At 56.1% G+C, this 13073-nt stretch carries 13 protein-coding genes; 8 read left to right on the top strand and 5 right to left on the bottom strand.

Translation table 11 applies throughout. The annotated features are described in order from the left end of the window. Positions 1-241 precede the first annotated feature (241 nt). Positions 242-517 (top strand): helix-turn-helix domain-containing protein, encoded by a 276-nt coding sequence (locus AACU55_RS15135; RefSeq protein ID WP_223509806.1) that lies wholly within the window; start codon positions 242-244, stop codon positions 515-517. Between the two features lie 108 nt (positions 518-625). Here the strand turns inward: AACU55_RS15135 and AACU55_RS15130 are convergent, their stop codons facing one another. Continuing rightward, positions 626-919, bottom strand: a complete 294-nt coding sequence (locus AACU55_RS15130) for a hypothetical protein (protein ID WP_167686140.1) — start codon at positions 917-919, stop codon at positions 626-628. 26 nt (positions 920-945) lie between these two features. Between AACU55_RS15130 and AACU55_RS15125 the strand changes: the two genes are divergently transcribed. The 7 genes from AACU55_RS15125 (at position 946) to AACU55_RS15095 (ending at position 9694) form a co-directional block, all read left to right on the top strand. Continuing rightward, positions 946-1479 (top strand): GNAT family N-acetyltransferase, encoded by a 534-nt coding sequence (locus AACU55_RS15125; protein WP_013575682.1) that lies wholly within the window; start codon positions 946-948, stop codon positions 1477-1479. A 289-nt stretch (positions 1480-1768) separates the two neighbouring features. After that, positions 1769-2329: a GNAT family N-acetyltransferase gene (locus AACU55_RS15120; RefSeq protein ID WP_134705664.1), complete on the top strand. Its 561-nt coding sequence runs from the start codon at positions 1769-1771 to the stop codon at positions 2327-2329. Positions 2330-2364: 35 nt separating this feature from the next. Continuing rightward, positions 2365-3702: an LLM class flavin-dependent oxidoreductase gene (locus AACU55_RS15115; protein ID WP_134705663.1), complete on the top strand. Its 1338-nt coding sequence runs from the start codon at positions 2365-2367 to the stop codon at positions 3700-3702. Positions 3703-4575: 873 nt separating this feature from the next. Beyond that, positions 4576-6198 (top strand): ABC transporter substrate-binding protein, encoded by a 1623-nt coding sequence (locus tag AACU55_RS15110; protein WP_134705662.1) that lies wholly within the window; start codon positions 4576-4578, stop codon positions 6196-6198. A 21-nt stretch (positions 6199-6219) separates the two neighbouring features. Continuing rightward, entirely contained in the window at positions 6220-7215 is a 996-nt protein-coding gene (locus AACU55_RS15105; RefSeq protein WP_134705661.1) for an ABC transporter permease, read from the top strand. Further along, complete coding sequence (locus AACU55_RS15100; RefSeq protein ID WP_134705660.1) at positions 7212-8051, top strand: ABC transporter permease; 840 nt, start codon at positions 7212-7214, stop codon at positions 8049-8051. Before AACU55_RS15105 ends, AACU55_RS15100 begins: the two co-directional genes overlap by 4 nt. Continuing rightward, the gene (locus AACU55_RS15095; RefSeq protein ID WP_134705659.1) at positions 8048-9694 is read left to right on the top strand and encodes a dipeptide ABC transporter ATP-binding protein; all 1647 of its coding nucleotides are present in this window, start codon (positions 8048-8050) and stop codon (positions 9692-9694) included. Before AACU55_RS15100 ends, AACU55_RS15095 begins: the two co-directional genes overlap by 4 nt. 80 nt (positions 9695-9774) lie before the next feature. On the opposite strand, the gene AACU55_RS15090 is transcribed toward AACU55_RS15095, so the two are convergent. From AACU55_RS15090 to AACU55_RS15075, 4 genes are read right to left on the bottom strand one after another with little or no spacing between them, the layout of a single operon-like run. Continuing rightward, positions 9775-10467, bottom strand: coding sequence for an amino acid ABC transporter permease (locus tag AACU55_RS15090; RefSeq protein WP_134705658.1), 693 nt, complete (start codon positions 10465-10467; stop codon positions 9775-9777). After that, positions 10457-11230, bottom strand: coding sequence for an amino acid ABC transporter permease (locus AACU55_RS15085; protein ID WP_013575690.1), 774 nt, complete (start codon positions 11228-11230; stop codon positions 10457-10459). The genes AACU55_RS15090 and AACU55_RS15085 overlap by 11 nt, the downstream gene beginning before the upstream one ends. Beyond that, positions 11227-12057: an amino acid ABC transporter ATP-binding protein gene (locus tag AACU55_RS15080; RefSeq protein ID WP_134705657.1), complete on the bottom strand. Its 831-nt coding sequence runs from the start codon at positions 12055-12057 to the stop codon at positions 11227-11229. The genes AACU55_RS15085 and AACU55_RS15080 overlap by 4 nt, the downstream gene beginning before the upstream one ends. A 24-nt stretch (positions 12058-12081) precedes the next feature. Further along, positions 12082-12894 carry an ABC transporter substrate-binding protein gene (locus AACU55_RS15075; RefSeq protein ID WP_371687420.1) on the bottom strand — a complete coding sequence of 271 codons (813 nt, stop codon included), beginning with the start codon at positions 12892-12894 and terminating at the stop codon, positions 12082-12084. Between the last annotated feature and the right edge of the window lie 179 nt (positions 12895-13073).

Below are 13073 nucleotides of genomic sequence, written 5' to 3'. Positions count from 1 at the left end.
CCTGTCAGATACAGATGCTTGTAATTTGTACATCCTATGGTGACTCAGGCAAGGCAGCCTCCGGGCTGGCCGGCTTCCGATGTGACCGGTACTGCGAACCTTGTCTGAGCCACCACCAAAAGAGTTTCGCAGCTCCGGTGGTGGTTAACTATCACATCGGAGAATACCTATGAAACTGCCCCATAGTCCGACTTTCCTGCCGTTTCCTACGTCGTACATCCAGCAGCATGAGGGAGAAATCCTGATTAATCAGGACTGGCACCCCGCTGACATCATTGCTGCACTGCGCAAAAAAGGCACCACCTTGTCTGCGGTTTCACGCGCTGCGGGTTTATGTTCAACCACATTAGCCAATGCGCTTACCCGCCCCTGGCCAAAGGGGGAATTGCTGATAAGCCAGGCTATCGGCGTGCCACCTTCGATTATCTGGCCAAGCCGGTATTTCGATAAGCGCACAATGCAATTTGTTGAACGTCCATTGCGCACGCCCGGTAAGAAACCCCCGTCAGACGAATAGCATAAACATCTCCGGGCGTTGTAAAGACGCCCTTTTTCTTCCTCTCCCTGCTAACTCCCTGAGTTCGGCACATCGCAGCCGTGATTAACGTCAGGCTCGGGCAGGCTGTTATGGCTTTCCATCAGCCCCCTGTCGGATCAACCCCCATGCCACACAAACGCAATCCTGCGGCCTGACGGTAAAAAACCCGGTAAACAAACTGCACATCATCTGGTTTATGACTGCGCCATGCAGGCGTTTGAAAAACAGCCATCTTTTAAAATTGTTCTGCTTGCACATCCGGTGCTGGCGGCCAATATTACTGAACGGGATCTTGACCACTGGTGAGATCCGGCTCATTACACCGGCCGCGCCGCGCAAAAAGTTGATGAGGTCATCCGCTTTGCCGTGCAGTCCGGTCATCTGACTTCTTCTGAGGGATCCGGGTTATGACACAACATTTCAGGCGGCTGACGCTGGATGATAAACACGATTATCTGGCGCTGATGCTGGACGCTTATGCGCCAATCAAAGCACTCGGGATTCAGTTTGATGCTGCCACCGCCGATCTGGCAAGCGTGACACAACATCTCAACGATCATGCAGTGTTTGCGCTCTTTGATGACCAGCGGATGGTGGCTTCGGTCACCCTGCGCTTCCCGTGGGGTGCAATGCCGGGACTCATAGGCCTGCCGCATATTGGCTGGTTAGGCACGCATCCGGATTACGCCGGTCAGCGTCTCGGCAAAAAGCTGCTGGACTGGCTGGAAGACAACATTCTGATCCGCGAACTGAAAGCCCCGGCTTACTCGCTCGGCACCGCCACCAGCCATCCGTGGCTGCGTGACATGTACCTGAAACTGGGTTTTCAGCCGGTCTTCGAAAGAGACATCGGCAAAGGACACACCACGCTGTACATGAAAAAAATTCTCGATGAAAAAAGCCACGCCCGCTGGCTGGAACGTCAGGAAAATTTGTTATGAGCCGCACCGCCATGCTGACGAAACGGATTGTCAGCGCGGTTTATAACCTCGTCCGGCGGTATTAGTGAAAGAGCCCGGGGGATCTTGGGGGGCGGCGGCAGGCCGCCCCCCAAGTCGGTGTGGGCCGACGCCCACGGTTTTGACTTTGAAGTTAACGCCCGTATGGGCGGCCACCCCACCCCCTATTCCATCTCCCGCAACTGCATAGCAACTATTGTTGTTTTACATCCTTTGTTCCTGACTTTAATAATCGTTGTTAACGATGTGTTGTGAACAACAGGAACTGGATATGAGCCACGTGATCCGCCTTGCTCAGGAGTCTGAAGCAGCGGCGCTGCACAGCCTTTTGCAAAAGGCTTACGAGCCGCTGCTGGAACATAACATTCATTTCACCATCACCCGCGCCAGCGTTGAAGACGTGCGGGATGTTATCCGCAATGAAACCACCTATGTGCTGGAAAACGACGGCGTACTGACGGCGACGCTGACCACCCTTTTTTTGTGGACACCGGCAAAAAATCATCTTGCACCGTGGCCGTTTGTGCACTGGTTTGCGGTGGCAGAACATGCCAAAGGCCAGGGATTTGGCAATGAAATTATCCGCTACGTGGAAGAGACGTTTTTGCGTGACACGCTGAAATCACCGGCGGTGTATCTGGCAACGGCGGTGAAACATCCGTGGCTGACCGGGTTGTATCAGCGACGGGGTTATGAGCCATTTCATACCGCGACCAACCCGCTGGGTGTCGAACTGGTCTATCTGCGCAAAATTCTCAACCAGCAGGCATTCGAAGCACAGGAGCAGGCGCCGCTGGTGCGCTCCATCGCTGAATTACGCACGCTGGTTTAACGGCGGCTGAATAATATATTCTTAAGGATGAAACAATGAGTCAGAAAAAACAAATACGCCTGGGTGCCATTATTCAGGGCGCATCCGGAAATATGTCTGCATGGCGTCATCCGGATGCGGTTGCTGATGCCAGTATTAATATTCAGTTCTGCCAGCAATTAGCGCAACGAGCTGAACAGGCTAAATTTGATTTCTTATTTGTCGCCGACGGACTTTATATTACTGAGAAATCTATTCCGCATTTCCTCAACCGTTTTGAACCGATTACCCTGCTTTCTGCCCTGTCGCTGGTCACCCGCAAAATCGGACTGGTCGCCACCTTATCCACCTCCTACAGCGAGCCGTTTACCGTCGCGCGTCAGTTCGCCAGCCTCGATCATCTGAGCGGTGGCCGGGCGGGCTGGAACGTGGTGACCTCGCCGCTGGAAGGCTCGGCGAAAAACTTCTCCCGCGATAAGCACCCGGAACATGACGAGCGTTACCGCATCGCCAGTGAATACGTCAGCGTGGTGAAAGGGCTGTGGGATTCCTGGGAAGAAGATGCATTTGCGCGCAACAAAGCCACCGGCCAGTTCTTTGTGCCGGAGAAACTGCACACACTCAATCATCACGGCAAATACTACTCGGTGCAGGGGCCGCTGAACGTCGGACGCTCCCCGCAGGGCCGTCCGATCGTCTTTCAGGCCGGGGCGTCGGAACAGGGCAAAGCCTTTGCTGCCGAAGCCGCTGACGCCATTTACACCCGTCAGGAAACCCCCGAACTGGCCCGCGCATTTCGTCTCGATGTACAGCGTCAGCTGGTGGAAAACGGCCGTGCCGCCGAAGACATCCGCGTCTTTCAGGGCATCAGCGTGATTATCGGTGAGTCGCCTGCCGATGCTGAACGTCGATATCAGGAAACCGCCCAACTGGTGACGCTGGAAAGCGCGCTGGATTATCTTGGCCGCTACTTTGAGCATCACGATTTTGCGCAATACGACCCGGATGCGCCATTCCCGGACATCGGCGATTTGGGGCAAAACAGCTTCCGCAGCACCACAGATGAGATCAAACGCAACGCCCGCGAACGCGGATTAACCCTGCGTCAGGCCGCACTGGAAGCCGCGACACCACGACCGACCTTCTCCGGTACCGCCGAAGATGTCGCCGACGGTCTGGAACACTGGTTTACCTCAGGTGCGGCCGACGGTTTTATCGTCCGGGGCGGCACCCCGACGGCGTTTGATGATTTCACCGACCGTGTGATCCCGATTTTGCAGGCGCGGGGATTGTACCGGACGGACTATGAGGCACAGACCCTGCGGGGGAATCTGGGGTTAAGTGAGCCGGAGAATCAGTTTGTTTCTGTGCGGGACGCCGCACTCGCGTCTTAAAATCAATCTTCACATAAAGACCTTGGGTTGCCACCCAAACCGGCCCTAAGGTCAACACCTTGGGTTGCCACCCAAACCGGCCCCAAGAGGCGCCTATCGCCGCGCCTCTTAGGAATCTCCGGCTCTTTCACTGCGCGCTCCGCTCGCTGGCTATGTTTCAGGTATCGCAGCGACAGGCTGGAAAGCTTGCCGCTTTGCGGTTCCTTCACTCGGTCCTGGAGCCTCTGGTCTCCAGGCCGCTCCGTTCAGCAAGCTTTCTGAATCGCCCGCACGATCTTAAATTCAAAGACAGAATGTTGTGATCTTTTAGAAAAGTGGATTGGCGTGATCAAAATTCAGCTGAACGGAGCGGCTTCAAGACCTATGGCTTGAAGACCGAGAGAAGGCAGTGCGAAGCACCTGAATTTGCGCCACTGACTAGTGCACCAGAACATGTCCGTCATACCCGCGACAGCGCGAAGTGAAAAAAGCGCGGAGTCCAGAGGCCCGCGCGTTACCGGGTCTCTGGTCGGTGTGGGCCGACGCCCACGACCTTGACCTTGAGGCCAGTTTGGGTGGCAACCCAAGCTGTTGACCTTTGAGCCCGAGTGGGCGGCGATCCCAAGGTTCTGTCGGTGTGGGCCGACGCCAGCAACCCTGAATTTGAGGCAGTCACTCAAAAAACAGATATCGATAGCGAATTATATTCTCCTTCATTTTATTTCGGCCATGCCACTCATTTACTAAGTCATTTATTGTTTCTGATAAGCAAATATTGTGATTTTACAACTTAGCAACCTGACATTAATAATCCCTTCAGCCGCGCAGAATAACGCGGCGCTATTTATTGAGTTCATTCGAATAATTCATGGCTTATTACCTGACGGGAAATGTATGAAATCCTCTGTTAATGTTCGTTCTCTTTCTGCGCTCGCGCTGTTAGTGCTTTCCTCCGGCCAGTCGCTGTATGCCGCTGAACAACCTCAACAAGGCGGGAATCTGACGTGGGGCGTGGAAACCGAACCCAATACGCTCAATCCACAGCTAAACGGCCAGTCAAAAGCGGAACTGATCCTGCGTGTGGCCTATGAATCGCTGTTAGCGCGCAAGCCCGACGGTTCGTACATTCCGTGGCTGGCGACCGGTTATCAGGTGTCTGACGACGGCAAAACCTACACGTTTACCCTGCGCGATGACGTGAAATTCTCTAATGGCGAGAAATTTAACGCCGCCGCCGTGGCCGAAAACTTTCGTCATGCACAGGATCCTGCGTACTGCGCAGGGTCAAGTATTTGCGCGCTGGCCGGGCGAATTGCCAGTGTTACCACACCGGATGAGCACACCGTCAGCATTACGTTGAAAGACGTTTACAGCCCGTTCCTTTCTTTTGCTTCCGGCCTGAAGCTGATTTCGCCTTCTTCATGGACTTCACCGCAGCTGAAATCCGGTGGTACAGACATCGCGGGTACCGGGCCATTTATTCTCAAACGCTATGAGAAAGGCCAGCAGATTGAATATGTGCGCAACCCGGATTACCGCTGGGCGTCGGCGAATGCGAAACATCAGGGTCCGGCGTATCTCGAAGGGATCACGTACCGTTTCCTGCCGGAATCCTCAGTGCGTACCGGCGCGCTGCTGTCCGGTCAGGTGGATGTGATTGAAGGCGTTTCCGGTAACGATGCCGGTGAGTTCAAAGACAATCCTGATTTTTCTTATCAGCACGCACTCAATACCGGCACGCCGTATTCTCTGTTCCTCAACGTCAAATATGGCCCGACGCAGGACGTCAAAGTCCGTCAGGCGATTTTACAGGGTCTGGATATTTCACCGATTTTGCAGTCGATCTATCGCGGCGAACGGACGCGTGTCTGGGGCATTACGTCGCCGGTCGATCCGTTGTATGACGCCAGCCTGAGCGGTAAATATGGCAATAATCCGGCGCTCGCAAACCAGTTGCTTGATGAAGCAGGCTGGAATACCAAAGGCGCTGACGGCATCCGAACCAAAGACGGCCAGCCACTGAGCATTGAGATTATTCAGGCGCAGGCGACCGTCCGTGACCAGCGCGACGTGTTGTTGCAGGCGATACAGGCGCAGGCGCGGCAGCGGCTGGGCGTGGATCTGAAAATCCGTTATGTCGATTCCGGCACCTATACCGAAGTGCGTAAAACCGGCCAGTTCGGATCGATTGCCAACTCCAATACCGACACCGACGGCATTGATATCGAAAATCACTATCTGCCCGTCAATGGCGGCGGTGCGATCAACTACAGCCGCACCGATGCACCGGAAATTATTCCGCTGCTCAAAGGCGCGTCGCTGACGCTGGATAACGCACAGCGCAAAACCTTCTACGGTCAGTTGCAGAATTTTGCGGTGTTGCAACAGGCACTGGCGATCCCGCTTTACGAGCCGGAAGACCAGATTGCGGCAGCGTCTTACGTTCACGGTGTCGGCTTCAGGCCTTTCAAACAGATGCCTGAAAACGCCTATGACGTCTGGCTGAGCAAGCATTAATCAGAAGTAAGGAATCAGAATATGTCGGCTGAAACTGCATTTATTTCTCCCCGTCGCCCTGAGGCCAGACCGTCATGGCGCGGGCGGATCATCCGGCGGATACTCACCGGCATACTGGTGCTGTGGGCAGCGGTTACGCTGTCGTTTATCAGCGTTTACCTCGCGCCCGGCGATATCGTCAGTTTGCTGATGGGCGAACAGGTGCATACACCGGCGATTGAGGCGGCGATCCGCGCCGAATGGGGTCTGGATCAGCCGTTGTATCTGCAATATCTGCATTACCTGTGGCGCGTATTGCACGGGGATTTTGGCCGTTCGTACATGCTCAATACCGACGTCAGTTCGCTGGTGCTGTCGCAGTTGTGGCCGACGCTGAAACTCACCGGTCTGGCGCTGGTGGTCAGTCTGGTGTTTGCCGTGCTGATGGCGGTCACGACCGCGCATCGTCGCCGGGGGCAACGCATCGCCGGTTTCATCGAACTGGTTCTGGCGTCCACGCCCTCTTTCTGGCTTGGCATCGTGCTGCTGTTTATCTTCAGCTTTACCTTGCGCTGGTTTCCGGTCGCCGGTGACCGCAGTTTTTCGTCGCTGGTGTTACCGGCGTTCTCCCTCGGACTGGCGCAGGGCGCGGTGGTGTCGCAGGTGCTGCGACGCGGGCTGGAAGATGCGCTTGATGAGCCCTTTGTTCTGACGCTGCGCGCCTGGGGTCTGGGCAACACTGTCATCCGTTTACGCCATGCGCTGCGCCACGCCGCGCTGCCTGCCGTCACCCTCACCGGCTGGCTGATTGGCGGTCTGCTCAGCGGTGCGGTGATCACCGAACAGGTGTTTGGCCGTCCGGGGCTGGGCAAAATCACCGTCGATGCCGTGCTGGGTAAGGATTTGCCGGTGGTGCTGGCGGTAGCGATTTTCTCGGCGCTGGTGTACGTGGTGCTCAGTACGCTGGTGGATATTTTGTACCTGTTTATCGATCCGCGCTTGCGCGACGCGCCCGCTGCCGGGGAGGAAAACGCATGAGTCAGATTCTGCTTTCCGGGCGCAATACACGCCGTTTCTCTGCCGGTGTTTTGCTGGCAGCCGGTTTTATATTTCTGGTACTGCTGGCGGTTGTCTTCCCCGCGTTACTCACGCATTACGATCCGCTCAATGCCGATCCGGTTAACGCACAGCTTGCACCTTCCGCCAGTCACTGGCTGGGCACCGATCAGTTAGGCCGCGACGTGCTGGCGCGTATCATTTATGGCAGCCGTTATTCCCTGCTGATTAGCCTGGCGGCGATGGTTGTCGCGGTCAGTATCGGCACCCTGCTTGGCCTGCTGGCGGGTTTATTCAAAGGGCCGCTGGATGAGCTGATCAGCCGCGCGGTGGACGTGGTTTCAGCCTTTCCGGATTTGCTGCTGGCGCTGATGCTGATTGCCTTTACCGGTCCCGGCACCACCAATCTGATTTTCGCACTCGGCGTGGCGTCAGTGCCCCGCTTCACCCGCGTAGTGCGCGCGCAAACCTTTCTGGTGATGTCTTCTGGTTATGTCGAACAGGCGCGCACGCTGGGACTGAAGCGTCACGTTTTGGTCTGGCGGCATGTGTTGCCGCACGCCATTGCGCACGTTCCGGCGCTGGCGACGCTCGGGCTGGGCACGGCGATTATCGGCACCGCCGGGCTGAGTTTTCTCGGTATGGGCCCGCAACCGCCGACCGCCGAATGGGGGCTGATGCTGGCCGAAGGCCGTAATTATCTGCGTAATGCCTGGTGGATTGGCGTCTGGCCGGGCGTGGCAATCACCCTGACCGTGATTTCAGTCAACACACTCGGGCGTTACTGGCAGGCCACTTTTGAAGGAAAACGTCCATGAGCGACGAACTGTTTATTGATATCCAGAACCTGTCGATTTTCTTTCCGTCGGCAAAGGGTGAAAAAGCCGCTGTGAGCGGGCTGAATCTGCAACTGCGTCGCGGGGAATCCGTGGCGTTTGTCGGTGAATCCGGCTCAGGGAAAACCGTGACAGCCCGCAGCCTGCTTGGCTTACAGGATGGCAAAGCGCGTATTACTGCCGATCGTTTTGTGATTGGCGGTGAAGACATGCTTGGCGCCAGCCAGCGGCGCTGGCGTAAAATTCGCGGCAGCCAGATTGGCTATGTATTGCAGGACGCGCTGGTGTCGCTCGATCCGTTACGGCAGGTCGGGCGGCAGCTTCGCGATGCGCTGACCGCCAGCCGCAAAACCGATCCAACGTTGCTCAGCGGGCAGGTGATCACCTCCCTGAAATCGGTCGGATTTCCCGATGCGCAAAACCGTCTGAGTGCCTATCCGCATCAGCTTTCCGGAGGGTTACGTCAGCGGGTTTTGATTGCCACCGCACTGGCCGGAAATCCCGGTTTACTGATTGCCGATGAACCGACCACCGCGCTGGACATGACGGTGCAAAAACAGATCCTGGATTTGCTGCAACAGCGGCGCGATAAAGGCGAAAGCCTGCTGCTGATCAGCCACGATTTGTCGGTGGTCGGGCAACTGGCCGACCGTATTCTGGTGATGCATCAGGGCAAAGTCGTTGAGGAAGGTCGCGGCGAAAAGCTGCTGTCCGCGCCGGACCATCCCTATACGCAACAGCTACTGGCGGCGGTTCCGAGTCCGGCGACGCGCGGGTTTAAGCTTTCCGGCAAACGTGGTGAACCGCTGCCTGCACGCAATATTTCCGTCACAAATCCGGTGCTGGAAGCCCGACACCTCAGCAAAGCGTACGCCGGTAAAACTGTGGTCAGTCACGTCAGTCTGCAACTGTTTGCCGGTGAAACGCTGGGCATTGTCGGCGAATCTGGCTCAGGGAAAACCACGCTGGCGCGGATGATCCTCGGGCTGACCGAACCGGTATCCGGCACGATAGAAATTCAGGGGCAACGCTGGAGCCAGGTTCCGGAAGCGCAGCGCAGACTGCAACGGCGCGGTATTCAGCTGATTGCTCAGGATCCGCTGAGTTCATTTGATCCGCGCTATAACGTGGAAAAAATCATCGGCGAAAGCCTCGACAGCGTGGGCATTTTTGGTGAAGAACGGCGCAACCGCGTCCGTCAGTTGCTGGATGAAGTGCAGCTTGGCGACAGTTTTCTGCACCGTTATCCGCGTGAACTGTCAGGCGGACAGCGTCAGCGTGTGGCGATTGCCCGTGCCTTTGCGCCAAATCCGGCGCTGCTGGTGGCCGATGAACCGGTCAGCGCGCTGGATGTTTCGATTCAGGCGCAGGTACTGGATTTGCTGGCAAAAATGCAGGCCGAACACCGCACCGCACTGTTGTTTATCTCGCATGATTTAGGCGTGGTGCATCATCTGGCTGACCGGGTGATGGTAATGAAAGACGGCAGCGTCGTGGAGCACGGAAAGGTCGATGATGTGTTCCACCGCCCGGTGCATCCGTGGACGAAAAAGCTGATTGATGCGCTGCCGGTTGTCAGTTCAAACCGGCACAATAAAGATTATCCGCTCCGGCATTACGCATAATGTCAGCAAAAGACAATAACCGCATTGTCACCGTAGTTTTCCGCTGCAAAACCCCCGCCCGAAACAGGCGGGGTTTTAGTTTACGTCCGCAAACCCTGACGACGTTTTATCGATTTACCCGCCAGATACGCCAGCGTCACACACAGCAGGTAATACATCAGCCCGACCAGCAGGAAGATTTCTGCCGGGTAAATTTGCACCCGGTTGTTCACCTGTCCGGCCACCGTGGTGAGTTCCGGCACGTTGACGATAAACGCCAGCGACGTGTCTTTCACCAGTGAGATCAGCAGTCCGAGATAGGACGGCAGCAGATTCGGCCACGCCTGCGGTAACAGCACGAACAACAGCACTTTGCCGTAGCTCATGCCTGACGCGATCCCCGCTTCGGTTTGCCCGCGCGGCAAGGCTTCCAGACCCGCCAGCGTCGAATGCATCACCGCCGCCGAGGTAAACCAGGCCAGTGCCAGAATCACCGTCAGCGGACCGGGGATCGATCCGCCAAACACCACCGGCAGCAGGAAATACAGCCAGAAAATCACGAAAATCAGCGGAATTCCGCGGATAAATGACGCCCAGATAAACAGAATTTTTCGCGTCCTGCCGCCGAAACGCCACGCCAGTGCCGCCATCAGAACCCCGGCCAGTAACGCCAGAACGCCCGCCGATGCCGCCATGATTAATGTGAGCAACACCCCGCCCGGCTCACCGTCAGCCAGTCTTCCCCACAGCAGATAAGTGAAATTATCCTGCAAAACAGACCCGTCAAATTCCATCGCGGGTTTCCTCCGTCATTGCCGCCTGCGGCCTGCGCTGCGGACGTTTCGGACCAAACGCCGTCATCAGCCCGCCGAGGATCAGCCCGAGCGCCAGATACAGCAATGTCCCGACCGCAAACCCTTCGAAGGCGTGTGCGTTATAGCTTTCAATCTGACTGACCTGATACGTCAGTTCCGAAAAACCGATGCCGGTCGCCAGCGAGGAAAGCTTCATCAGATTCAGATACTGGCCGGTGACTGGCTGCCACGCATTGGTCAGCGCCTGCGGCAAAAGAATGGAAAGCAGCAATGTCTTGCGGCTAAACCCCTGCGAAATCGCCGCTTCAGTCTGGCCTTTGGGCACGGAATTCAGACCCGCCTGCACTTCTTCCACCAGAAACGCCGCCGTGAACAGCGCCAGCCCCCAGGCCGCACACAAAAATTCCGGCGTCAGCCAGGCAATGTTGCCCGGAAACGTCGCCCACGGATGATTGTCGCCAATGTAAAAACGCCAGCTTTGCGGCAGCGCGCCATACGCCGCGAAATACCAGAACAGCAGTTGCACCAGCAGCGGCGTGTTACGGAAAACAGAGACAAACGCCGCCACCGCGCCGCGTGCAATACGCGAGGTACTCAGGCGCAGCGCAATCAGCAGCACAGTCAGTAACGTAGCGATCAGACTGCCCGCCAGGCTGACATACAGCGTGGTGAGAAAGCCGGAGATAATCCATTGCAAAGGCTGACCGCTCAGCACACCCGCCCAGTCAGGATGCCAGATCATCGCTCTGCTCCTGCCTGCGGATGCAGCGGAAACAATACTTTCTGCAAAAACCGCTGCGCGCGCGGATGTTGCGGACGCAGGAAGAAATCTTCCGGCTGCGCCTGTTCGAGAATTTCTCCGCCATCCATGAAAATCACCCGGTCGGCGATTTCACGGGCAAAACTCATTTCGTGCGTCACCACAATCATGGTGATGCCACTTTTCGCCAGCTCCTGCATCACCAGCAGCACTTCGCCGATCATTTCCGGATCGAGCGCTGAAGTCGGTTCATCAAATAAAATAATGTTCGGATCGGTGACCAGCGCCCGGGCAATTGCCACGCGCTGTTGCTGACCGCCGGATAGCTGCTCGGGATAATGCCGCGCTTTATCCCCCAGCCCGACACGCGTCAGCAGCGCCCGCGCCTTTTCCCGCGCTTCACTTTTCTTCCAGCCATGCACTTTGATCAGCGCCAGACTGACGTTGTCTTCGGCGGTGAGATGGGCATACAGATTGAACTGCTGAAACACGAAACCGATATGCGTGCGTAACTGGCGTAATGCCGCGCCTTTGAGGTTTCGCGTCGGCAGATTGTCGATCAGGATCTCGCCGCCTGAGGCGGATTCAAGCTGATTAATCAGGCGGATCAGGGTGGATTTTCCGGAGCCGGAAGGCCCGCAAACGGCCACCACTTCGCCGCTGTCCACACGCAAATCAATGTTGCGGATCACTTCATGCGGACCAAAAGATTTACTGACCTGACGAAATTCGACGGCAGCGGTTTTACCGGCGGATGAATGTGAAAAAACCGCAGACGTTGCTGCGGTTGAGTAAGTGTCTTGCGGCATGTGCCTTACCTTGCATAAAACAGATTATTTGGCTTCGATTTTGAACAGACGCGGCTGAGGAGATTTGGTCTGCGGGCCGAACCAGACGTTATAAATGCTGACCGCCTGACCGTTTTTCTCCAGATTCAGCAGCTCGTCGTTGACCACTTTCAGCAGGCTGGTTTCGCCTTTTTTCACGCCAACGCCAATCTCTTCCTTGCTCAGCAATTCAGGCAACACTTTGTATTTCGCCTTGTCCGGCGCGCCATCCAGCAGACCGGCCAGAATGGTGCTGTCCTGAGTAATCGCCTGCACGTTGCCGTTACGTAAAGCGGAAAGCGCCAGCGGAATATCGTCATAAGACAGCACGCGCGATTGCGGGAAGCGATTATGCAACTCCTGCTCACCGGTGGTGCCTTTCACCGCACCAATGCGCGCCGTGGCATACGCATCGAGCTTATCCGGCGATCCGGCGGGCACCAGGAACTGCTGGCCGGTGACGAAATAAGGCACGGAGAAGTCGATTACTTTCGCGCGTTCCGGCGTGATGGTGATATCAGCCACAATCAGATCCGCCTTGCCGGACTGCAACAACGGAATACGGTTGGCCGGATTGGTCGGTACCAGTTGCAATTTCACACCCAGGGTTTTCGCCAGCGCTTTGGCGAAATCGACGTCATAGCCGACAATATCGTGAGTTTTCGCATCCACAGACCCAAACGGCGGATTGGAATCGAAAGTCGCGACTTTCACAACACCGGCTTTTTTAATATCCGCCAGTTGGTCAGCGTGGGCGGCAAAAGTAGAAAGCGTGCTGAGTGCCAGAACCAGACCGGCAGCAATTTTGCTTGTTGTCATTTGACGTTGATTAAACTGAATAGCGGCCATCGTTTTTCCTTATGAATAGTCTGCAGAGGGCTTGCGCCCCAAATTTACAAAGCAGGAGATTTAATTTTTTTTCTTTTGTGAGTCAGAGAATTGCATAAGGAATGAGGTCGATGCCACTAACAAAAAAGGATATAGATGGATCAATTAAG

Source organism: Rahnella sp. CJA17(1/100) (assembly GCF_963881615.1).
GTDB lineage: Bacteria > Pseudomonadota > Gammaproteobacteria > Enterobacterales > Enterobacteriaceae > Rahnella > Rahnella aceris.
This window is presented reverse-complemented; position numbering and strand designations above follow the sequence as displayed.

Bases quoted from the DNA above. Each gene is read 5' to 3' on its own strand.
- AACU55_RS15085 (WP_013575690.1), bottom strand. From the start codon at position 11,230: ATGATCTGGCATCCTGACTGGGCGGGTGTGCTGAGCGGTCAGCCTTTG.
- AACU55_RS15095 (WP_134705659.1), top strand. From the start codon at position 8,048: ATGAGCGACGAACTGTTTATTGATATCCAGAACCTGTCGATTTTCTTT.
- AACU55_RS15110 (WP_134705662.1), top strand. From the start codon at position 4,576: ATGAAATCCTCTGTTAATGTTCGTTCTCTTTCTGCGCTCGCGCTGTTA.
- AACU55_RS15130 (WP_167686140.1), bottom strand. From the start codon at position 919: ATGACCGGACTGCACGGCAAAGCGGATGACCTCATCAACTTTTTGCGC.
- AACU55_RS15125 (WP_013575682.1), top strand. From the start codon at position 946: ATGACACAACATTTCAGGCGGCTGACGCTGGATGATAAACACGATTAT.
- AACU55_RS15115 (WP_134705663.1), top strand. From the start codon at position 2,365: ATGAGTCAGAAAAAACAAATACGCCTGGGTGCCATTATTCAGGGCGCA.
- AACU55_RS15075 (WP_371687420.1), bottom strand. From the start codon at position 12,894: ATGACAACAAGCAAAATTGCTGCCGGTCTGGTTCTGGCACTCAGCACG.
- AACU55_RS15100 (WP_134705660.1), top strand. From the start codon at position 7,212: ATGAGTCAGATTCTGCTTTCCGGGCGCAATACACGCCGTTTCTCTGCC.
- AACU55_RS15080 (WP_134705657.1), bottom strand. From the start codon at position 12,057: ATGCCGCAAGACACTTACTCAACCGCAGCAACGTCTGCGGTTTTTTCA.
- AACU55_RS15090 (WP_134705658.1), bottom strand. From the start codon at position 10,467: ATGGAATTTGACGGGTCTGTTTTGCAGGATAATTTCACTTATCTGCTG.
- AACU55_RS15105 (WP_134705661.1), top strand. From the start codon at position 6,220: ATGTCGGCTGAAACTGCATTTATTTCTCCCCGTCGCCCTGAGGCCAGA.
- AACU55_RS15120 (WP_134705664.1), top strand. From the start codon at position 1,769: ATGAGCCACGTGATCCGCCTTGCTCAGGAGTCTGAAGCAGCGGCGCTG.